This window comes from Peribacillus alkalitolerans, assembly GCF_010882125.1.
GTDB lineage: Bacteria > Bacillota > Bacilli > Bacillales > DSM-1321 > Bacillus_BN > Bacillus_BN alkalitolerans.
The window spans coordinates 102,737-124,689 of record NZ_JAAGVZ010000003.1; the positions used below are offsets into that span (position 1 = coordinate 102,737).

Below are 21,953 nucleotides of genomic sequence, written 5' to 3' on the forward strand. Positions count from 1 at the left end.
GGCTCCTCCTTTTGAGTCAATGATACCAAGGAAATTTGCTTACATGAATGATTTTGGAGTGAAAATAATAGACAAAGAAAGGAATTGGAAAAGATGAGAACTAACAATAGATATTAGAAAAACCAATTCCGACAGCAATGGCGACGGCGACGGCGACAACAATCTCTGTCATCGAACCTGTCAAACCTAAAGTTTCTTCTTCTATCACAATCTCTGTCTCTGTCAAAAATACCAAATACATCATCTCTGTCCCTACGATGACGACAGCATCTAAATCCAAAAAACATATTAATCACTCCGTTATTTTATTATTAATTTCCTAATACTATATGTAGAATAAGGACAAGTTGCTTGAGACATTAACCTAGGCATAATGCATTGTGTATTCGACTAGAATTGTAGTTTTCCGTTCCGAATTCACAATCTAGTTATTCGGCAAATAAATGAACAAAGAAAGACACAGAAGCAATTTATAAAAAGTCGAAAGCCTTTTCCCGGACTTGTACCTGCACTAAACGGTATTGTCCACTTTTTAAAAAAATTTTTACTTCCTCAAAAGTAAATTCATCCTTCGCTTCGGAAGTTAACAATGAAGCCGACCTCTAATTGGGCCGGCATTTTATATAAACATATTAGCAGTACGTTGGATATCCATATGCTGGAGCAATTCCGACTGGACCGCAGCATTCACCACCAACAAAAGCAGCACCTACTATTATTAAAAGAATAAACAAAACAACAATTAAAGCAAAACCACTACTGCCTCGATGATCAAAATCTGACATAAAAAACAGCTCCTTTTAGAAATTAAAGGAAATATTACAATGGGTAAGATTATAATATGCTCGAGATAGGTAAATGACACGAAATAAGGGCTAATCCAAAAGGGGAAAAAACTTTCTTTTCTGTTAAGTTTAAATAATAACAATTGTAGGCTACTTGGAGGTCCTTTTATTAAACTATCTGGCCCGATTATTGAAGAACGTCTTCATGTACTTAGTTTATTCGAGTTTGAATATAACATCTTGTTTGTGAATAATTTCACTTAAACTAAACTGCCCCGTTTGTTAAAGAAGAAACGTGCAGTAACTTTTTGTTTCAGCCAATTTCTTTTTTGCTCTAATTAATGTACTTTTACTCATTCCAGTTAAATCTTCAACTTGCTTATATGAGTGTGATTCTAATAAACCTAGAGCATGTGATATTTGTTTTTTACTGTACACATTTGGTCTTCCCTCTCTAAAATCCTCTCGCTGCTTTGCAATTGCTTTTCCCTCTTGAGATAACGGTAGTTGCAATACACCCTCAACCCCTATGCCATCTATAAATCCTATTTTATTCCCATTCGAAAACCAGATTTATTCGAGGACGAACAATCTTGCACATTTTCTAAAAAACAAAAATCTACTACGACTATATTAATAAAGTGACCTTTTTGAGGTCACCTTAAGTTATTAGTTAGTCTTATTCCATTAAACTCCCCGATTGATTAGTTACAATGATTTCAAAACTTGGTATGTAACTCAATCCTTATTCCATAAAAATGACGCTTTCCTTATTCCTGGAAAGCGCCCTTTATTGGAAGATCGTACACTAATATTCTGCACTGTATTAGAGCTTAAAGATATTGCAGAAAAGCCCCCGATTGCTAATCCCATACCTTGAAATAGAACATTTAAAAAATATAGGTGGCTTCTCATAAATTTATGAAATTCCTAAAACTAAAATCAATGATGGGAAATAATAAAACAGGAATTAGTGGGTCAGACTGTTTTAAAACTAGAACTAGTTTATAAGCTCAAAGACAGAAAACCCTATGAAGTGGTAAGAATTATTTTTGATAAAAGCACTTTTGAAGAAAATGGAATTTATGATTATAGGGAAGAATCCTTATCTGATGAAGGTATTAGGTTTTATCTTACGCATTGAGTAATAGTGATTATCCTTTGCTGATTCCCAAAGCACCTGTACTGCCAACAGATACGGAAAAAAGGGTTCTCAAAGATTACTTTAACCTAAAAACCCTGATTTACTTAAATATGATCCCCATGCTATAGAACTTGCAATAGCAAAAGAAAAAAACGGCATGAGGAAAACTTAAAGAAAAAGAAAGAATCACATAAAAGGAAATCATAACCAATCAAAATAAAACTCTACTATTATTAGTAGAGTTTTTGATTTACTGGATAGCGCACTTTTCTTGAATAAGCCAGAAGCTTGTATATTGGAAAAAGTGAGTTATTAATAGGCTGCGAATCTAGTTAGGCTGCTTGCTAAGATCTCTCTGAGCTCCCCTATAGCTTCCAATAAGATTTTGATATCCAGGAAGCTGGCTAGAAAGTAAAGCGCCAAAACCTTCAACATCATTGCGCCAATCACGTTGTAATTCGCACGCAATGCTAAACCAGTTCAGAAGCTGCACCCCACCATGGGCCATACGCATTAATGCCGCATCCGCTACTTGTTTGCTAAATGTTCCAGAAGCATCAGTAGCAACAAATACTTCATAACCAGCGTTCACAGCGGAAAGGGCAGGAAATGCAACGCAAACATCTGTCACTACGCCAGCGATGATAAGTTGCTTTTTTCCAGTTTCTTCGATTGCTTTGACAAAATCTTCATTATCCCATGCGTTAATTTGTCCAGGACGAGCTATTTTTGGCACGTCAGGAAAAAGTTCTACCAATTCTTGCATGAGTGGTCCGTTTGGCCCATTTTCAAAGCTTGTTGTTAAAATAACTGGTAAATCAAAAAACTTTGCGGTTTTAGCAAGAGCCTTAACATTGTTCTTGAATTCATCAACACCATAGTCACGTACAAGTCCGGAAATAAGGCCGGTTTGATGATCCACTAAAAGAACGGCAGCATCATCTTTGTTAAGACGAGAATAGAAATCAGACATTTTAATGTCCTCCTTTAATTAAAGTTATCGAAGAAGATTCATAGATTGGAAAATGTATGTTAAACTCCTACGTTTGTTCCAATGTAACTGAACTGATTACTGGCATTCGTTTCTATAAACTCATTATGTGTCAGTAGTATTTATAAAAAATAAATGATTAATGAAGCTTAGACTTCTTCAATTAATCTAGAGCTGGATTGTGATCAATCCAATGAATAAATTGGTGTAAATATTGCTGAAGATAACGTTTTGTTTGTTCGTCTGTAAGGACTTTCTGTTCAGAATCAATCTTTTTATGTACTTGGGAAATCAACACTTTTTGAAATGGAAGAACATGAACCTGCATGGCCTCTAGTATTTGTCTGATTTGCAATTGAGCAAAGGCAGTACCTAATCCCCCAGGAGTTGCACCAATTAGACCAACCGGTTTTCTGCTAAGGACAGCGGATTCCCGAGGTCTTGATGCCCAGTCCAATGCATTCTTTAATACGCCTGGAATTCCAGAATTGTACTCTGGACTTAAAATAATGATACCGTCAACGCCCTGGATAGCGGATTTAAATAATGTCACTGTTTCTGGAACGCTTATTTCTAAGTCTTCGTTGAACAAAGGCAGTTCATTAATTTCAATCCAGCGAAATTGATGGGAATCATCCAGCTCTGTTAATGATTGAGCAATGATTCGATTATAGGAGTTTTTACGTAAACTACCACAAATAAGGCCGATGGTTTTGGTCATACAATTCCTCCTCGTTTAAAATCACTTTCATGTTACCACAATATTCCAAAACGTAAGAAGCGACGTTATACCTAATTACAAATTTTTTATTTTAATGAAGTGTTTATTTCAAAAAGGCTAGAATAGTTTTAGGGATTTAAGGATATCTCTTTTGTTTTCTTTTTATTCGGCTTGTGTTTGATAAATTGCTTAACATAATAGCAGGGTTAAAAAAGTACTACATCTAATAAATGATGAATTCTAACAGAATGAAACGAAATGCTTTTAATTATTTAACCAAAACCACCATGTTCCAAAGATATGGCAAATGGTTTATGTCATGTTTATTTAACATTCTAATTTCTGTATATTTCTAGCATACTATAAACTATAAAGAATTGGAGGGAGTGCAGAAATGGAAGAAAAGAAAGTGACGTGGTTAGAGCTCTTTTATGATTTGTTATTTGTGGCGGCGGTTGCGGCTGCGACTCATGTTTTACTTCATGTTGAAGATGGATATATCCATGCAGAGTATTTAGTAAAGTTTGTATTAATTTTTATTCCTATTTGGTGGGCTTGGGTAGGGCAAACCATATTTATTAACCGGTTTGGAAAAGATTTATTTCATCAACGTATCTTTTTGATCTTGCAAATGTTTTTTGTACTAATTATGACATCAAGTTTATCAGTTGATTTTGATCCTTATTATCTTTCTTTTTTAATTGGGTATATTGGCTTAAGAGCAGTGACTGCGATCCAATATCTTATTGTCCAGCGTATAGAAACGGGAGTTCGAAAACAAGCAGCCCTCTTTTTGGGAAGGTATTTTTGGATTGGAATCGTTATTTCATTATTCTCCGTCTTTTTTGATTCTTGGGTTCGATATGCTGTGTTGTATACGGGCATCCTTATTGATATCATTGTTCCGGTGCTTGGACGAAAGTGCTTAGAAAAGGTTCCAACAAATACGGCTCACCTATTAGAGCGATTTGGTTTATTTTCAATTATTCTCTTTGGGGAAGCGCTGATTAGCACTCTTGCGGTCATTCAGCCTACACAAGGAAATTGGTATTCAATAGGCTTTGCGATCATTTCATTTATCCTGATTATATCGATGTGGTGGCAATATTTCGATAACATGGAGAAGAAACTCGACAAGTCTGTACAAACTTCCGGCCAAATCATTATTTACGGTCATCTGTTTATATTAATGTCTTTGAGCATGATCGCAGCATCTATCAGACTATTGTTTTTACATGAAGTCCATTACTCATTTATCTTATTTTTTGTTTTTGGATCTGTATTGCTCTATTTCCTGTCAACTACCTTTGTTTTCCATCAATATAGACATGTGCACCACCGATTAAAAATTTATCATTTAGGGTTATTTTTAGGAATTTTAGCCGTCTTTTTTATTATTAATTTGATTATTGTAGTACCAAATATTTTGATAATAGCTGAATTAACCTTGTTTTTTATTATCTTTACTAAATTAACAATTTCTAATAAAAAGCAACCGTCGACAAATGAGATTCATCCGAGAATATAAAATGTTTAATGTTTAATAGGGGGTTAATACATAAAAAAAACCTTCAATCCTTCTTGGATCAACCCATCTTTAGTTAAAATGGATTATGTCACAATTAATCAAGAGACCCCCCTGCTACTTAAACCAAGCACGTCTCCCCTTTTTCATCAAATCCGTGCTTAAAATCAAATGCAAAGGAGGGGTCCATACTAAATATAATAGTTGTATCTCTTGAAAGCCTCCTCCCACTTTAGTTTCTTTTTCATCCCACCACTTTAACGCTATAAACTACTAAAATATACTATAATAATCACTTCTTGTTCAACTGCCCTTTAGTCAAACAAACAAAAAGACCGCCGCAGCGATCACCCTCATTAACTCTTGCCCCCGTTAGGTCATTAAATACTAGTCAAGTACCATACTACATATTCCTATCTTTTATTTCTCCAAACCATAAATCAAAAATATCATCTGGTAATAATTTATCATCATTTGAATAAACCAAATCATACTTATATCGTCCTGTTAAGCTATTTTCTTTTACCTTGTAATGCAGTTTTATTTCCGTAGGCATTTCTTTATTGAACTCTTCACACTTTTTATGAATTTCTTCTAAATTTTTTAGTCCAATATCTAAAACTGCCTCTTGCCTATCTAATGAAGTATCATACTTTTCCTCTTTATCATTAACTGCAACATTAATATTGTTCTTAAGTATCACATTACCATTAATCTTATAAAATACATCGAAAGCATACATTTCTGGTTCATATGAACCATAGATATAAATATCATCAGCTTGATTATCAACATACTCTAAACAAATAGCTACCATATCTGCTTGTAACTCTGAAAAATAATCTTCAAATACTTTAACCACTCGTATCACCTCAAGTTTTATAATTGTTTTCTTCATCACCATCTATAACATATTTCACTTCAAAACTAGATGGTCTTAAGTTCGTACCTTCATAATTAATTTTAACAGTAAGAGCAACTTGCTCACTTATAACTTTAGTACATTGATTCTCATTCCTTGTTCAACTATTCTGCCATTTAGGGCATTAAAAAAATCGACTATACAGTCGATCATGTTCTGCAACTAAAGCCCCCTTTACTTTAAGTACAATACTTCACAATCTATGTATTGCTCTATAAACTCTCTATAATCTTCAGTTAAATCATTAGGAAAATTATGTATTGAAAATCACTGCATTTTTTCTGACTCGCTATAATCAATCTTCATATCTCCACTTACATCTCTAGTATAATAAACGGCTTTTACCAAATATAATTCGTTACCATTTGGAACTTTTAAGTAGTATTTAGAACCAGAGAATACACTAATTAATTTTAAATTTTGGGTCATGCGAGCAATATCAATCGACGAAAATTTAAATAAACACAGAGGTAAAAAATCTCTGTGTTTATTCGAAAAGTATATTTATTGAGATCTAAAAAGGCTACATTTTAAATTATTCTACTGTTTGAAATGGTTTTGTTTGAATTACTTTCATCATTTTCATACGAGCAAATCGCTCATCTAAATTATTTTCAAGTATCCATTCATGATGTGTTTCGGCAATCATCAGTTATCGTATGATCAGTATTTTCTGTAACGGATAAGTTTTTCGGATAATGTCCGCTTTGTTTTTCTTGATTAGGAATGGTCGCCAACCATTCATTAAATCCTTCTAGTGTAGTAACTTTAGAAGTCGTGCTTAAATCTAACTCAAATTGATCAGCTAATAGTTCTGTGAATTTATCGCTGTTTACAGATGCTGTTTCCATTAAATACACCCAATAATGCATAAATGATTTTGCTCGATTTTCAGCATATGCAGATTGAAATTGTGGATTTTCTATCGTACTTGTTGGTTCTAAATGAACCTTTGTAAAAAGAGGCAATTCGTTATCGCGAAGTTTCAAAATAGTTGAATAATGAATTTTATAACTGTATCTGCTTTGATCTGGACGTATATTTTGGTAAAGAATATCTGCTTCTAACGAAAGCTCCTCGCCGCTTATCTGTTTGACTGTTGTGTTTTGAACATGATGTGCATTTTGCCAACCTTCAAACATTTTTAATCGATCTTCAATCCCTATTTTGCCTTTCGTCGTACCAGCTTGTGATGAGATTTCGACTTCTTCCGCTAAAATATCTAACTGATTGTCAATGCGTGCTTTGGTAAGTGGGACTTCATATACTTGATACCAACGATAGTGCTAAATGATTATTTTGAATGTATTTAAATTTGTCCATGTTTTTTCGCTCCTTTAGGATCTAAATTGATTTTGATCTAAAACTTCAAATTGGGTACCCAAAATTTTTTTCTTATTCTCGTTAAGTACGGATAAATCGGGTCTCTTAATTGGAACTCATACGTTTCACCATTCACAATGCCAACAACCTTTTCGCTATCATAAAGTTCTAACATAAACTCAGCCATTTCTTTCGCCGTATGAAATTTAGGAACTACACCTTCATATCGGAATTCATCTGAATCCAAAGCACGTTTAGCAAATTCAGTTTCAGTTGCAGCAGGAGCTAAAACTTTCACTTTCATGGCCTTTCCTTTTTCTTTCAATTCTTGTGCTAGACCTTCTGAGCCGATTCATACCCAATTCCTGAACTGACCCCCGTTATAACCGTATATTTCATATAAATTCATCCTAAAGTCTATTCAATTCTTCTATTGTGACTGAACTACGAGTTGATTATACTGATTAGAGTAAACTCTAAGTCAAGCAAAGAATTCAATGTGGAGGTTTCCGTAAAACTAGATTATTTCTGCCTTCGTAAATATGTATTCTATATTTATAGCTTCTTCAATGTAGTATGGTGCTTAAGAGAATTTTGATGTTAAATGTCTAAATGATTTTTCATTATTTCAACCAATAAGTTGATAGTTTTCTCCCTTTTAAAGACCCAAGATCAGAACAAAAAAAGAACAGCGTAACTGCTGCTCTATTCTTCAACTATAGTATGCGTTAGTTCAATAACATATTTTCACCACCTTCCTAAAGTTTACGGCTCTTCGGACGTAGCGCCAACGAGGCGAAATTTAGTGCAGCATATGAAAGCGGAAGGATAATAGAAAACCCGTAATCACCATAATCGTTAGCAAACGCATGAGATAAAGCCGCACCAGTCATTAAAAAGAATATACCAGCGTGTACCCATTCTTTAAGACGAGGAAAACCTGGCACGACGAGAGCGATGGCTCCAAGCACTTTCCAAATCCCAAGAATGGTCAAGACGTATAATGGGTAACCAAGATTCGTCACTAACTCGATGTTTCCACCAAGTTGCATAAGTTGCCCGATACCACTTAACATAACAGATGCTGCGAGTAGTAATGTCACTGACCAATAAGCAATCATTTTTCCTCTGGACTGGGTTTCTACTTTCGCGGTTGTTTCTGCAACGATAAATTTACTCATTTGTTACCTCCTCATAAATGTTCAGTGAAACTTATTCAAGTTCCAAACTTTCCCAATTACTAACATCAAGGATACTTATTCAACAATACTGCCAGTTAGAACAATTTAACAAAGACTGCATAAGCAGTCTTCATAATCTTCAACTAACGCCCCCGTTCGTATTATGTGGTTAGCCAGTAATACTGGTTGACCATTTTTTATTTGGTCTTAATATAAACATAGTAGCCGGGGTAGAACGTAAGCCCCCGTGGGATTAGATCCCGTCAACTAAACAGTTCGCCCCCTACTTGTAGAAACATGTTTGTGGCTGGTTGGGACAATGATCTCGTATAACAAGCGAAGCTATGACACTACAAGAAGGATTAGGGGTATCCGGCAAATAAAGAAATTAGGAGGAGATCTAGTATGGATCCAGTCGTAGGTCTGGATGTCTCAAAAGGGGAAAGTGAAGTTCAAGGGTTTTTAGAGAAAGGAAAGCCTTATGGTAAGAGCTTTAGTATTAAACACGATATAGAAGGGTTAGAGATGTTACTTGATTTTCTGAAAGAGATTAAAGAGGTCACTGGTCAACAACCTCCGGTAGTTTTAGAATCTACAGGACACTATCATAAACCAGTTGTTCAGTATTTAGATGAGCGTTTTTATTTATTAATCATTGTTAACCCTCTTATTTCACATAAGGCGAAAGCTTCTAGTTTACGTAAAGTAAAGACAGATGCAGTTGATGCTTACCGTCTATGTGAACTTTACTATAAAGAGGATTTAGAGCCCTATAAAAAACGTGGAATAAGACTATTAAACCTTCGTAATCTTACTAGGCAGCATTCAAATATAACCGAGATGTTTGTTCAAACTAAGTTGCAATTTCAGGCGGTGCTTGATCAGGTATTTCCTGAATATAGAGGAGTCTTTGGTGACCTATATTCAATCGCATCCTTAGCTATCCTACATGAATATCCTTCCTCAGAAGATATTTTAATGGTTAGTGAAGAAAAGTTAGGCACAAGGCTTAAGGAATTATATAAGAAGGGGTCAAAAAAATGGATAGATGAAAAGGTCCAACTTCTTAAAGAAGCGGCAACTCGTAATCCATTTCAAAAGAATTTATATCAGAGCCACCTATTAAGTTTGGATATGTACATTAATATGCTTCTTCAATATAAAGAGCATCTATCAAAGTTAGAAGCAGAGATAGATACCCTCGCAAAAGATATTGAAGAATATAAAATCATCCAATCTATACCCGGAATCGGAGAGAAAATCGCCGCCACGATAATTTCCGAAATTGGTGAAATAGACCGGTTTGATAACCCTAAACAACTAGTTGCATTTGCAGGCATAGATCCTGAAGTGTTTGAATACGGAAAATTTAAAGCTACTCTAGTCCGCATTACAAAACGAGGTTCAAGTAGGTTGAGGCATGCCTTGTACATGGCAGTCCGGTCTGGGATTCGAGACTCACGTAAAAAGAAGACTACTGACGAAATAATCCCTAGAAACAAGAGATTAAGAGAGTTTTACGATAAGAAACGTAGTGAAGGTAAACTCTTTAAAGTAGCTGTAATTGCTTGTGCAAACAAACTTTTACAATGGATATTTGCCCTATTAAAGAACAAAACCACTTTCCAAGATGATGCATAGTTCCTAAACTTATCAAAGCAATGAAAAACCTTCCAAAATCATGATAGAGGAAGGTTATTTGGCATGCCTATTAGTATATCATGCTAGATTTTAAGTTTTCATTGAAAAATGTTGACAAACTATTAGCTGGTTTTGTTTAAGAACATTTCTTCACAAACTTAAATGACTTACTAAGAAAATTCAGTTCATTTGTACGCTTTTCCAATAAGTTTTTGGTCCATTACTTTTCAAAGTTGCATTTTTCGGTACCTGTTTAATTATAAGAAGAAGATTAAGTAAATCAACTGATGATGCCATTGAGTTTAGTATTATCAAGAATTTTAATGTCGTTGTTAATAGTCCAAATAAACTTAATATTAGTGGCATAATTATTGAAATAACTAAGAAAGGAGCGATTGTAATGAAAATGTATCTTGACTTTGAAATCTCTTCTTCGGTTATCACAAAACCCCCGAACAGAGTAAATCCGACATATGTTTTTTCTGATTTAATAAAATTGGGAATAAAAATCAAATGAAGTAATTCGTGAAATATTAAAAGTAAGACTAGCAAAAAAATAATACTTAAATTAATTGTTATTGTTATTGCATTAGGTGTTAGTCCAAAATCTCTCAAGGAAATACTGGAAAAGATATTTATTACCCCAATAGAGATGATTGCAGCGATAATCATTAAAGGGATAGATAACAAAATAGCATTTGTTAAATTCTTAGGTTCTTTCATTGGAATCCATCTATCGTTAATTAATTCTAAATGTAAACTCGGGTTACTTTTCGGCAATTTATTTTGTATTTTCATTTATGTACCTCCTTTATTTAAATACATATTTTACCAATCATATCTTTCTTCAACTTGGATGTATACCCTTTTTCATTAATATGCACGACAATATCATATCCTTCACTCGTTGCTTCTGATTTTATAAAACAAATTAAAAATAGATATGAATAATATTAAATAAGCACTTTCTTCATAAGAAAACACATCATTTTTTAATGTTTCCTAACTTGACCACTTCTTCCACTAAACTGCCCCTTTTGCTCATAATAAAAGCTGTCTATATGACAGCTCTGATCTTCAACCAACGCCACCGTTAGCTTAAGTATAATTCTTCACAAATTTTGAAATTAAATAATTTATTAAATCATTTTCATTTCAACTTTACGTATACCTTTGCCTTTTTTGTATCACCAAGAAATTTCCAAACGCCTTTTTTAATTTGTTGAATTTTTCATTCTACAAATTCTTTCCGAAATAAAGTTGCATCACAGAAATCATCGCAAGTCAAATGATTCAAGCACAAATACTTTCACTTTGTAACGCTGCCACTAAAGTTGAAAATTTGGGAAGTACTATCGCTATCTCCTTTAATTTTCACTGAGTTGATCATGATCGGTGTATCGCCGTCAGCTTTTCGCTTCAACCATTCCGGAAACTTCGTAGCCTCCTACTTATGAAATTGCATTACGCATCCCCTCATAGGAATGGCTCAATTAGTAGGGTAACCAAGAAGACAAAATAAAAAGATTTCACTTCTCGCGCCTTTCCGGTCATATGGTTGGCAATTTTTTCATGTTTTGGGCTACGATTTATTGCAGACGTTGAATAAACCAATAAAATGCTAAAACAAAAATAAGGCAAGATGTTGAGATCATCATTTTACGATACCATGGGAACTTTCGCAGCCATAGCAAGATGGGAAGTAATAAGCTTAGAACCATGAGCTGGCCTGCTTCTACACCTAAATTAAACGTCAGGAGTGAGCCAATCAGATTGCTCTTTGGAAGTCCTGTCTCAGCCAAAGCCCCGGCGAAACCCATGCCGTGAATCAGGCCAAATAAGGTCGTCAAAAGCCACCGCCATTTCGCCTTTTGAACAAATATATTTTCCACTGCCACATAGCAGATCGTCAGGGGAATCAAGGCTTCGACCCAATGCGAACTGACCTGAATACGGTCGGTGGCCACCAAGAACAGTGTAATGCTGTGCGCGATTGTAAAAGCAGTAACAATTTTCAACGCATCCTTGAAGCGAGATGCAATTAATACTAAGGATAACAAAAACAGCAAATGATCGTACCCAATCAAAATGTGTTCGATTCCGAGTACAAAGTATTTCCACAGGACGGAGCCAATCTCGGACTGAGCTCTATGGCCGCAATCGTTGCAGCTTCCGGTAGTTTCCGCTGCGGGAAAGGTGATCTGAATATCTTTTCTATTAATATCAAGAATATCCTCATAGAAAAATTCCCCTGAATGGACCAAGAGTACACTCGTATGAGCAGGCGCATCTTCAAACACCAGATTGTAATGAATATTTAATTGTTCGATCGCTTCATCGGCGGTTAACCTTATTTGAAACACTACGCCTCTTGTGGAATCCTTTGTTGTCACGTCCATCGAAAGCAATTCCATCGTTAAGGGTTTCGAATCCACATCTATTCGAAGATCTTTCTGTAAAAACGATTCGATTCCGTCCTTTTGCGAGGGCAGTTCCTCGTTTTCCAGATTATCATTCTTGTTGGTATCAAATTGCACAAGCAAGTCTCGTTGATCAAGAAAAAGTTCATAGTCAATCTGGTTCCCTTTAACGTATAGCTTCGAGTAACCCATACTTGAGGAATGCGCAAATGAAGTTGTGGCAGTCCCCAAAATTAATGCGATGATGAACAAGGAGAGGAAAGTTCTTAAATTCATTGCTTCTGGACCTCTTTTCATAAAATGGACCAAGTAGAGAAGGAATTGCTATGCAAGCCTGTAACAGGAATGTCACAGGCTTGCGTAACAATTATAGTTCCTAATGTGGTAAATCCTGAATTCATCAATAATTATAGGGGGAGAAATGGATCTCCCCCTTTTCATTACCGACCAAGGGCTGCTGCCGTCTTTGCTGGTCCGTTGGCCAATCCCTGGATGGATACGGGCACTGTTAGGCTCTTTAAAGTCACGGTTGAACGACTTGGAATGTCTTACGATCCACTACCGTATAACCGTCATTGAGCAAAAAGAGTGCATCATAAGTGCCAGGGGCCAGTCCATTGTTTAAACTAACTCTTCCAGATCCAGACTTTAAATAACTCCATCGCAAAGATGCACCGGCACCTGGAGGAACAGCTCCGGTTCTGTAGATGCCGACCCAATCTTTCCCGTTTAACGCTGCCCCAGTATAGGATAGGGTAATAGCTTCCCCTTGGATGTACTGGGATTTGTCTAGTGTTATTTGGCCTGCAGCCACTCCAACTGCTTGAACAGTTACGTTAATACTTGTTGTCAATGGAACGCTGTTCGGGTTTTCAACTCCGGAAGGCAGGGTTACGGTCCCTGGCACCGAGAAGGTCTGCACTGTCTTGATAGCCGGATCGTAGTTAACGCCGCTTAAATCCCAAGTCACACTTGCGTCCACATTTCCTCCATCGGTTGCAAGAATTACTTCTGTGGGCAATCCAAGAGCTTCCGCTGTCTTGGCCGTTCCGTTGTTCGCAGATGCCGATGCAGGCGCAGTGATGCTGTTTAAGTTAACACCCTCCGTTATAATGTCAATGTCCTGGGAGGAACGGTTATACATGGAATCCGCGGCGAATACCCTGAGTAAATATGGCGTTTTCGGCAATAAACCTGTAATCTTATATTGCCTGTATTCATCGAATGGTTTGTCTAACGGCAGCGAAAGGCTGTTAAACGATTTGTCCACATCCCCGGTGAGCTTGTTGATAAGCTCAACATTGTATTCCAACACACGTACATTATCTTCTGCTTGCTTCATCGTAAAATTAACTTCGTTGCTCTTGATGGAATCGACCGTAATACCCTCATCAAACTGCGGAGGTATAAGTTCTCTTATATCGTTCCTGCTGTATGTAAAGGCATTTTTGCCTTCGCCAGCGTTTACTACACGAGGTATGCCTACAAATTCATTCGTACTTAAATTATACTGTTTGATGATAATTTTCGGACCGTAAACCTCTAAGAAATTCACGATGCGAGGTGTGGTTTTATACTTGATATATGCGCCTTCTATGTATCCGCCGTACGGACCGTCATCAATATAACTAGAATATGACGACGCACCGGAATCGAGAAACGTAGCTGAACCTTGATGGAGAGAACGTTCGTCTGTCGGGTCGTATTGCGTATGGCCTGACATATAAAACACCTGCGACAAATTATTGTCGGCAATATATTTACCTACAGCATTACTTCCCGAGCTGCTCCATCTCGATCCCCACACGGTTCCGCTTACAGGGAAGTGAGACATTACAAATATGGGTTTTGTTGAATCATAATCCTCTTCTTCTGTTATTGTTTTGAGGTAATTTTGGGTTTTTCCCACCGTATTTTGGTTATTGTAATTTGCGTCAAAACCGACAATATTGTATCCTTTTACCTTGACCCGATAAGCACTGTTAAAGAAATTGTTATCGTACGATTGCGTTGCTTCGTTCCACGCGCCGGCCGAACCGATAGGTATTAGGTTTTCGGCGCCGCCCATATCATGGTTGCCTCTTACCATTAATAACTCCGTCTTGTCAAATAAACCCTCACTTTGAAGTTTATTGTATACGTTTGTAAGCTCACCCATCCACACATATTCACTGGCTTTGTTACCGCCGGTAACGTCGCCGGGAATCAACATGACATCGGACTGCGGGAACACGCTCATGGCTTTTCTCATATCGTCTTCCACACGCGCGATTGCAGCGGGATTACTGCTGATTTCCGTGTCACTGTTTATAGTTACATTTAAACCGGAGGGAGTTAATGTTTTATTGCTTTTTTGATAGATGAATATGGCATTGTTTAGTTCACGTTCGTAATAATTGATGGTTTCCTGTGTATAGAATTTTACTTTTTGCGTTCTTGCAACCGTTTTTGCATATTTCAAAGCCTTTTTCAAATAATCAAAATCGGTTTTGCTGAAGCCTTCGCCGCGACCGTCTTCTACGATTGCACTTGCTTCTGATATGGTGTCGTTAAGTGCGTTCATATCTACTTCATGTCCAGCGTAACTATTATAATTCTCTTGAACTACATCAGTGCTTAATACGCCTTTCCAAATCATCAGATCAGCGATATCGAATGAATTGCCGCCGTGGTTGCCCAATCCGTCGCTACCTATATTTAAAGGATTCGACGTATCTAAAGATCCGTGCCTCAGCGAAGTTTCAGCCATTTTGTAAGCATCAATATAAAGCGACGCGAGCATCTTATCTCTGTCTACAACAAATGTCACGTAACGCCAATCGGAAGCATCAAACGTGTTGCGCCCAAAGGAAATGTTCTTTACTTTTGCAGTCGGGAATCCAAAATTCATGTTGATTGAATTGGCTGATGTGTAAATCGCCCAGCCTGCGTTAGAGCCGTTACTAAAATCCTTGTTCGATAATATGACATTATTATTTTTAGTGTCGCCCTTATACCAGAAGGATACGGTATAACTCTCTTCTCCAAATTTCAAGCTCTGCGGCGTACTGACATATTTGCCATTTCCGCTTTCTAAGTGCAGAGCTTTGGTTCCGGGTAATACACCGTCTACAAAACTATAATTCCCTTTTGCTATCAAATCTTGTTGATTTGCAGCGTCCTTCAAATTATTATCAAATTTAATCGATGCAATAAGGGGGTTGGCATCTTTGCTGGCATTATCTTTTTCTGCGTATGTGGTGACCGATACCATACCGAATAACATCATTATTACAAGGGAAATGGATATAATTCTTTTCACTACAGAAAACCTCCAGGAATTCTAATTTTCTACGATTACCGCGACTGTATCTTCCACACCGTTCAATACATTTTTAGATTAGGAAATGGTTAACGTCGGATCTTGTTGTCCCTCCCTAGTCGTTAAGCTAAATTCGCAAGCATTGATCCTATACAACTCTTGCTACAAGATTTCCACCCAATTTATCATATCAACTCACTGATACATTCTATTGGCCGGACATTATTCTAAAACCGCCCCCTCCAGAATCAAATTTGCATATCTGCTAAATTGTAAGGGACAAATATTAATAGAGTGTAGATCTAACGTAAATTTTTGCAATATTGATCATTGGTTTAACTATTGGTTTAACTATATAGTTCAAAAGTTATATCCTGTGTAGACAGGATTTAACGAATATTCAAAATAAGCGGACTCACCCTGTCAGGTCTGAATATCATCCTGATCTAAAATTGCTTAAAACACATTTAATAGATTCTGGTGCAAAAAATACTCGATAGAAACATAGAGTGTCAATTTCCTTAAATTGCTAGCTTATGAAGCTAATTCAAACAATTTATGAATGAATTCTTCTATTCTTTTAAGATTTTGGACAGACTTCTACCTTTGGAGAGTCTGTCCTTTTCTGATCATGTGCATAGCCTCTATCCCCGCAATAATTCGTTTAGCAGTTCGCAAGGACTTTAATCCAAGCATCGGGCGAATTCGTTTTTTAATGATGTGATGATCCTGCTCTTGCCTTAGTTGGATGCCTTCAGGCATCTGCTTTTCTTCTTTTAACTCTTGGATAGCGATGGGATAAGCTGGGTTCTTATCTACGGTTATCACACGAGGCTTAGAAACGTGCGAAAAAGCCAAGGCTTTCTTAAAAAAGCGCTTGGCTGCTTGTTTATTTCTTGCTTTACTTAGATAAAAATCGATGGTATTCCCTTCTGAATCAACGGCACGATATAGGTACATCCATTGACCTTTGACTTTTACATAGGTTTCATCGACTCTCTAGGACTCATTGGTGATCTTAAGATAACGTCGTACTCGTATTGATGAACCCAACGCATATTGGTTGTATGAGCCATAGATAGTCTACGTTCTTCCATCATTTCGACTAAATCACGAAAACTGAGGTTGTACGTAGGTACCATCTAACGGTTAATAAACTAATATCAGGTTGATAATGTTTCCACTTGAATAGATTTTGCTTTTCCATACTGATCATCACGTCCTTTTTTAGAGTACTAGTATCAGTAAGTCCAAGTTTGGGAGATTACTTGCAGATATTTTCAAGTTTTTGCACCTCTCGTATTATTCAAATCATAGCCTCATTGCAGTCTTAGAATCAACCAATAAAATGCCAGCACAAAAATAAGACAAGACGCTGAGATCATCATTTTACGATACCATGGGAACTTTCGCAGCCATAGCAAGAAAGGAAGTAATAGGCTTAGGATCATGAGCTGGCCCGCTTCCACACCTAAATTAAACGTCAGGAGTGAGCCAATCAGATTGCTCTTTGGAAGTCCTGTTTCAGCCAAAGCCCCGGCGAAACCCATACCGTGAATCAGGCCAAATAAGGTCGTCAATTGCCACCGCCATTTCGCTTTTTGAACAAATATATTTTCCACTGCCACATAACAGATCGTCAGGGGGATCAAGGCTTCGACCCAATGCGAACTGACCTGAATACGGTCGGTGGCCACCAAGAACAGTGTAATGCTGTGGGCGATTGTAAAAGCAGTAACAATTTTCAACGCATCCTTGAAGCGAGATGCAATTAATACTAAGGATAACAAAAACAGCAAATGATCGTACCCGATCAAAATGTGTTCGATTCCAAGTACAAAGTATTTCCATAGCACGGATTCACTTTCAGGCTGAACAATATTTTCAGGCTGAGCAATGGTGATCTGAACATCTCTTTTTTTGGTATCAAGAATATTCTGATAGAAAAATTCCCCTGAATGGACCAACAGTACATTCGTATGCCGAGGCGCATCTTCAAACATCAGATCGTAATGAAGATTAAATTGTTCGATCGCTTCTTCGGCGGTTAACCTTAGTTTAAACATTACGCCGATCGTGGAAGCCTTTTCTGCCAACTCCATCGAAAGCATTTCCATCGTTAAGGGCTTCGAATCCACATCTATACGAAGATCTTTCTGTAATACCGATTCGATTCTTTCTATCTGCGAGGACAATTCCTCGTTCTCCAGCTGTTTATCCTTGTTGGTATCAAATTGTTCCAGCATGTCTATTTGATCAAGAAAAAGTTCATATTCAATCGTTTTCCCTTTAATGTTTAACACCGAGTAACCCCTACTTTTGTCAGTATGGGCAAATGAAGTGCTGGCATTCGCACAAAATATTAAGGTGACTATGAATAAGGACAGGAATGCACGTAGTTTCAAAGCGAGACCTCTTTTCATTAAAGTTTAAATCTAATCCCTTGGAGCGAATCGTAATTGTGTCAATAAATATTGAGGTCTAAATATAGAGCGTCCCGCAGCAAATATTTTGCCGCGGGACCTCTTTTCATCAAAGTTTAAAACTAATCCCTTAAGCGAATCGTAATTGTGTCAATGAATATTAAGCGTCTAAATATTGAGCGTTCCGCAGCAAGTATTTGCCGCGGGAACTCTTTTCCTCAAAGTTTAATTCTACTTATCCACCGGCGCTAAAATTTTCATTTCCGACAAACCGACATTTGCCCCGCTTCCACCGGATACCTGGAATTTGACCCATGTCACTGTCTTGTCAGGGAAAGTAACAGAATAAGCGCTCCCGTCATTCGGGATTCCTGAAACCGTCAAAGTGCTTCCGTCGCTGAAGGTAAGCGTTCCGCCGGGCGCCCAGTCCGTTGTGTTGGGCCGATCATGAAAGATAATCTTGTTGAACGTTTGATTCGTCGTCCAATTCACCTGGATCCATGGATTCTTTTCTCCCTTGGAGGCCCATTCGCCATTAACCGCTTGCCCTATGCCATCAAACACTTTGTCGGGAGTAAAACTGGCATTGTAAATCGATGAAGCGGTAACTGCGGCGGTCCCCACTGGAATCCTATTAACAGTTACTCTAATACTCGTTGTCAATGGAACGCTGTTCGGGTTTGTGACTCCAATAGGCAGAGTTACTTTTCCTGTTACCGTGAAGGTCTGCGCCGTCGTGGCAGTTGGATCGTAGCTTGCACTATTTACATCCCAATTCACATTGGCATTCACATTTCCCCCATCGGTTACAAGGGCTACTTTTTCGGGCAATCCAAGAGCTGCCGCTGTCTTCGCCGATCCGATTGCCACGTCTGTTATGTCAGCAGGCGCAGTGATGCTGCTCAATTTTTTTTCTTGAACCTCTGTCAATTCAAACCAGTTCAATCTCCAAAAACCTGTATTTGCATTCAGCCTTATTTTATGTGAGCCTTCACTCAGTTTGATCGTATCGGAAGAAAAAGTGTCATAATTCCAACTCCCGGTTGAAAATGGGGTTCTCGTTTGAGGTACTCCATCTACCTGGAATTCAACCTCTGCAGGACGCCATGTTGCCACCCTGTAATTTACTTGATAGAGTCCCGATTTTGCCACATCTACGTTATATTCCATCCATGCGCCTTTTTCTAAATTCATCACTATCCATGCGCGTCCGCCATCATTATTCGGAAAATTTCTAAATACAGAATCCGGTTTTCTCGAATTGTAGTTTACACCTACTATCCTTCCTGGCACCGAAGCTGAACCAGGCATTACATCTAAAATATTTACATTAAAGCTGGCTGTCTTTCCACCTACAGTCACAGTAATTGGCGCTCCTTCTTTAAGAGTGACACTATCAAAGCCGGTAATATGATCATCCGTTACGTTCTCCACTTTTGTTGTTCCATCGCTGTAAGTGCCTGTCACAACCAGCCCGTCTATATTCACCCCATCTCCCTGAAGGTAATTCAACTTTGTTGGCAGTTTAGTTATTTCGATGCTTTTCAACGTAACGTCAGAAGTCTCATTGGCAATCGCCTTTATCTGATCTGTAGACAAAGCTTGATAGTAAATTCTTGCAGCATCAATACGTCCATTGAAGCTTTGTTGGCCTCTACTGTCTGCACCGATATACGTTCCCGTTGTTGGCTTAGAAGGATCTGTTGTATTATTGGTTACCGGTGTGCTCTTGCCATTGATATAAAGCTCCCAGGTGCCGCTTCTTCTTGCCGCCGTGATATTGGTCCATTGGCCCGCCGTCAAAGCAGTCTGCGATCCCAGGATCGTCTGACCGTTAATCGCGATTGATACCTTGTCACCCTGGTTATGATCCAGCATGATTGAATATCCATTGGTAAGGCCATCTCCGTTGGACAATATTTGTTGAGATCCTGAGGTTGCACCATTCCACTTCACCCAGGTTGTTAGGGTTACATTGTTCTGTTTGTTGGATGCAAGATCTGCACTTGCATAATTACCGTCAGCACCGTTCAGGCTGAGCGAAGCTGAACCTTCCATTTTATCCGTCTTATCATAGGCAGCACTTCCATGCAAGGTTGCATTAATCCCATTCTTGATACTGTCGTTGCCATTGTCGTTAAATCCCCACATATGTTTTGGGTTGTTAACATCCATAATTTGGAATTTATCTATATTCACGCCCGCTGCGTTGCCATCGCTTTGTATGACGATCTTGTTATTTGGACCCGGATTCAGTTCAACAGGTACCGCCAATTCGTTATACGAGCTCATGCTTCCGGTAGTCGGAATGCTGAGCGTCTGTACTTTGGCTCCATTTACATATAATCCTTTGGTAGCATTGGCAGCATCGGTAGCATACCTTATTTTCAATATTTTATTGCCGCCAGAAGCTCCTCCGTCAACCTTGAGCGTCTCGATATATGCGGTTCCATGGTTCATATTCACATACTTGCCGCCGGACGGATTTATGTCGTCGCCAGAGGTAGCATATGCGAACACACTATCCTCGGCTTCATACATGCCGGTTGTATTCGGGTGCAGACTCATAGTACCTTCCCATATGGTTTTTTTTGTACTTATATCCCTTCCCTTTATATGCACCTTGTCTTTATATACATCAAACATCATAGCTTGATTATTTAAAACGGCACCGTCTCTTAATGCAGTGAATTTATCCTCGTACATGTTGCCTTGTATCTTAGTATCGTCGTGAAGATGTCCTGTTGTTAAAATAACCTGTGGATATTTTTTAAGGATTTTTCGGAACTCCTGATCCTGTGTAGTTTTTTGATAATAACCATTCGAAGAATATGACTTGGATACGGTCTGGTGAATAGGCTCATGCATGAACACAAAAATCGGCTTGTCCGGTTCAGCATTTGCAGCAAGCGTGCTTTCCAACCAGGCTAACTGTTCGTCGGACATATACGCGGCATAGGACGGTTTCGTATCATACCCTAAAAATATAAAGTCATAGTCTTGTATTTCCCGGTGGTAATACACCTTCTTTTCTGGTATTCCTGCCTTTTCTATAAATCTGTTCTTCGCTACATTATAATCCGACTGCCAATCATATTCATGATTTCCCATTGCATAATACACCGGCGGATGATCTTTTACAGAATCGATAGCATTTCTTATGGCGTCATATTCACCGCTATCCCCGACATTGGTTATATCCCCGGCTAAAACGATTGCACTTGCATTATTATTTTTAGCCTCCGTTACAGCTTTAGCCGTTTTACCCGTATCGCTATGCGTGTCCGACATGGACATGAAGCTGAAGATAGGATCTTCCGTAGTGTTTTCAGTCACTGCTGTATAGCTTTCTGCCGAAGTACTGCCTACTACACCCGTCAGAGCTACATTCACCAGCATGAGTGATAGAAATGGCTTTTTTAACCTTTTAAGAAATAGCATAATTAAACCTCCTGTAATTCTTTGTAATACTCAATATGAAATGGCCTTTTGTAGTCTTGCTTAGGCCGTTAAGAGGTCCCTTAGAGGGGTTCAAAATCAGGATTATATATACTTGATCGCTTAGCGTGAAAAATT

At 37.9% G+C, this 21,953-nt stretch carries 13 protein-coding genes and 4 pseudogenes; 2 read left to right on the forward strand and 15 right to left on the reverse strand.

The features are described from left to right. Nucleotides 1–100: 100 nt before the first annotated feature. The 5 genes and pseudogenes from G3O09_RS04880 to G3O09_RS04900 form a co-directional block, all read right to left on the reverse strand. Nucleotides 101–280: a hypothetical protein gene (locus G3O09_RS04880; protein WP_163100372.1), complete on the reverse strand. Its 180-nt coding sequence runs from the start codon at nt 278–280 to the stop codon at nt 101–103. A gap of 409 nt (nt 281–689) precedes the next feature. Continuing rightward, nucleotides 690–785: pseudogene (locus G3O09_RS22975) on the reverse strand (YjcZ family sporulation protein); the annotation flags it as partial. Nucleotides 786–1,067: 282 nt separating this feature from the next. Next, a pseudogene (locus G3O09_RS04890) lies at nt 1,068–1,283 on the reverse strand (recombinase family protein); the annotation flags it as partial. Between the two features lie 974 nt (nt 1,284–2,257). Further along, complete coding sequence (gene ycaC / locus G3O09_RS04895; RefSeq protein WP_163100374.1) at nt 2,258–2,902, reverse strand: isochorismate family cysteine hydrolase YcaC; 645 nt, start codon at nt 2,900–2,902, stop codon at nt 2,258–2,260. A 181-nt stretch (nt 2,903–3,083) separates the two neighbouring features. Continuing rightward, entirely contained in the window at nt 3,084–3,641 is a 558-nt protein-coding gene (locus G3O09_RS04900; RefSeq protein WP_163100375.1) for an NADPH-dependent FMN reductase, read from the reverse strand. A 394-nt stretch (nt 3,642–4,035) separates the two neighbouring features. On the opposite strand from G3O09_RS04900, the gene G3O09_RS04905 reads away from it, so the two are divergent. After that, nucleotides 4,036–5,169: a low temperature requirement protein A gene (locus tag G3O09_RS04905; protein WP_163100376.1), complete on the forward strand. Its 1,134-nt coding sequence runs from the start codon at nt 4,036–4,038 to the stop codon at nt 5,167–5,169. Nucleotides 5,170–5,569: 400 nt separating this feature from the next. Here G3O09_RS04905 and G3O09_RS04910 read toward each other — a convergent pair whose 3' ends face one another. The 4 genes and pseudogenes from G3O09_RS04910 to G3O09_RS04925 form a co-directional block, all read right to left on the reverse strand. Next, nucleotides 5,570–6,028 carry a DUF600 domain-containing protein gene (locus tag G3O09_RS04910; protein ID WP_240338341.1) on the reverse strand — a complete coding sequence of 153 codons (459 nt, stop codon included), beginning with the start codon at nt 6,026–6,028 and terminating at the stop codon, nt 5,570–5,572. A gap of 686 nt (nt 6,029–6,714) precedes the next feature. Next, on the reverse strand, nt 6,715–7,230 hold the full coding sequence (locus G3O09_RS04915; RefSeq protein WP_240338342.1) for a hypothetical protein: 516 nt from the start codon (nt 7,228–7,230) through the stop codon (nt 6,715–6,717). 218 nt (nt 7,231–7,448) lie between these two features. Next, nucleotides 7,449–7,757: pseudogene (locus G3O09_RS04920) on the reverse strand (SDR family NAD(P)-dependent oxidoreductase); the annotation flags it as partial. A gap of 412 nt (nt 7,758–8,169) precedes the next feature. Next, the gene (locus tag G3O09_RS04925) at nt 8,170–8,592 is read right to left on the reverse strand and encodes a DoxX family protein (RefSeq protein WP_163100378.1); all 423 of its coding nucleotides are present in this window, start codon (nt 8,590–8,592) and stop codon (nt 8,170–8,172) included. Nucleotides 8,593–8,997: 405 nt separating this feature from the next. Between G3O09_RS04925 and G3O09_RS04930 the strand changes: the two genes are divergently transcribed. After that, nucleotides 8,998–10,233: an IS110 family RNA-guided transposase gene (locus G3O09_RS04930; protein ID WP_163100379.1), complete on the forward strand. Its 1,236-nt coding sequence runs from the start codon at nt 8,998–9,000 to the stop codon at nt 10,231–10,233. Between the two features lie 180 nt (nt 10,234–10,413). On the opposite strand, the gene G3O09_RS04935 is transcribed toward G3O09_RS04930, so the two are convergent. From G3O09_RS04935 to G3O09_RS04960, 6 genes and pseudogenes are all read right to left on the reverse strand, one after another. Next, a complete protein-coding gene (locus G3O09_RS04935; RefSeq protein ID WP_163100380.1) occupies nt 10,414–11,031 on the reverse strand; it encodes a DUF3267 domain-containing protein in 618 nt (205 codons plus the stop codon). A gap of 791 nt (nt 11,032–11,822) precedes the next feature. Then, a complete protein-coding gene (locus G3O09_RS04940) occupies nt 11,823–12,929 on the reverse strand; it encodes a HupE/UreJ family protein (RefSeq protein ID WP_163100381.1) in 1,107 nt (368 codons plus the stop codon). A 247-nt stretch (nt 12,930–13,176) separates the two neighbouring features. After that, on the reverse strand, nt 13,177–15,954 hold the full coding sequence (locus tag G3O09_RS04945; RefSeq protein ID WP_163100382.1) for a LamG-like jellyroll fold domain-containing protein: 2,778 nt from the start codon (nt 15,952–15,954) through the stop codon (nt 13,177–13,179). Nucleotides 15,955–16,488: 534 nt separating this feature from the next. Further along, a pseudogene (locus G3O09_RS04950) lies at nt 16,489–17,161 on the reverse strand (IS6 family transposase). A 112-nt stretch (nt 17,162–17,273) separates the two neighbouring features. After that, nucleotides 17,274–18,257 (reverse strand): HupE/UreJ family protein, encoded by a 984-nt coding sequence (locus tag G3O09_RS04955; RefSeq protein ID WP_240338343.1) that lies wholly within the window; start codon nt 18,255–18,257, stop codon nt 17,274–17,276. A 351-nt stretch (nt 18,258–18,608) separates the two neighbouring features. Next, a complete protein-coding gene (locus G3O09_RS04960) occupies nt 18,609–21,818 on the reverse strand; it encodes a DUF7402 domain-containing protein (RefSeq protein ID WP_163100384.1) in 3,210 nt (1,069 codons plus the stop codon). Nucleotides 21,819–21,953 lie beyond the last annotated feature (135 nt).

Excerpts from the sequence above, each read along its gene's own strand:
- ycaC (WP_163100374.1), bottom strand. The coding sequence starts at position 2,902 with ATGTCTGATTTCTATTCTCGTCTTAACAAAGATGATGCTGCCGTTCTT.
- G3O09_RS04900 (WP_163100375.1), bottom strand. The coding sequence starts at position 3,641 with ATGACCAAAACCATCGGCCTTATTTGTGGTAGTTTACGTAAAAACTCC.
- G3O09_RS04905 (WP_163100376.1), top strand. The coding sequence starts at position 4,036 with ATGGAAGAAAAGAAAGTGACGTGGTTAGAGCTCTTTTATGATTTGTTA.
- G3O09_RS04915 (WP_240338342.1), bottom strand. The coding sequence starts at position 7,230 with ATGTTTGAAGGTTGGCAAAATGCACATCATGTTCAAAACACAACAGTC.
- G3O09_RS04925 (WP_163100378.1), bottom strand. The coding sequence starts at position 8,592 with ATGAGTAAATTTATCGTTGCAGAAACAACCGCGAAAGTAGAAACCCAG.
- G3O09_RS04930 (WP_163100379.1), top strand. The coding sequence starts at position 8,998 with ATGGATCCAGTCGTAGGTCTGGATGTCTCAAAAGGGGAAAGTGAAGTT.
- G3O09_RS04935 (WP_163100380.1), bottom strand. The coding sequence starts at position 11,031 with ATGAAAATACAAAATAAATTGCCGAAAAGTAACCCGAGTTTACATTTA.
- G3O09_RS04940 (WP_163100381.1), bottom strand. The coding sequence starts at position 12,929 with ATGAATTTAAGAACTTTCCTCTCCTTGTTCATCATCGCATTAATTTTG.
- G3O09_RS04960 (WP_163100384.1), bottom strand. The coding sequence starts at position 21,818 with ATGCTATTTCTTAAAAGGTTAAAAAAGCCATTTCTATCACTCATGCTG.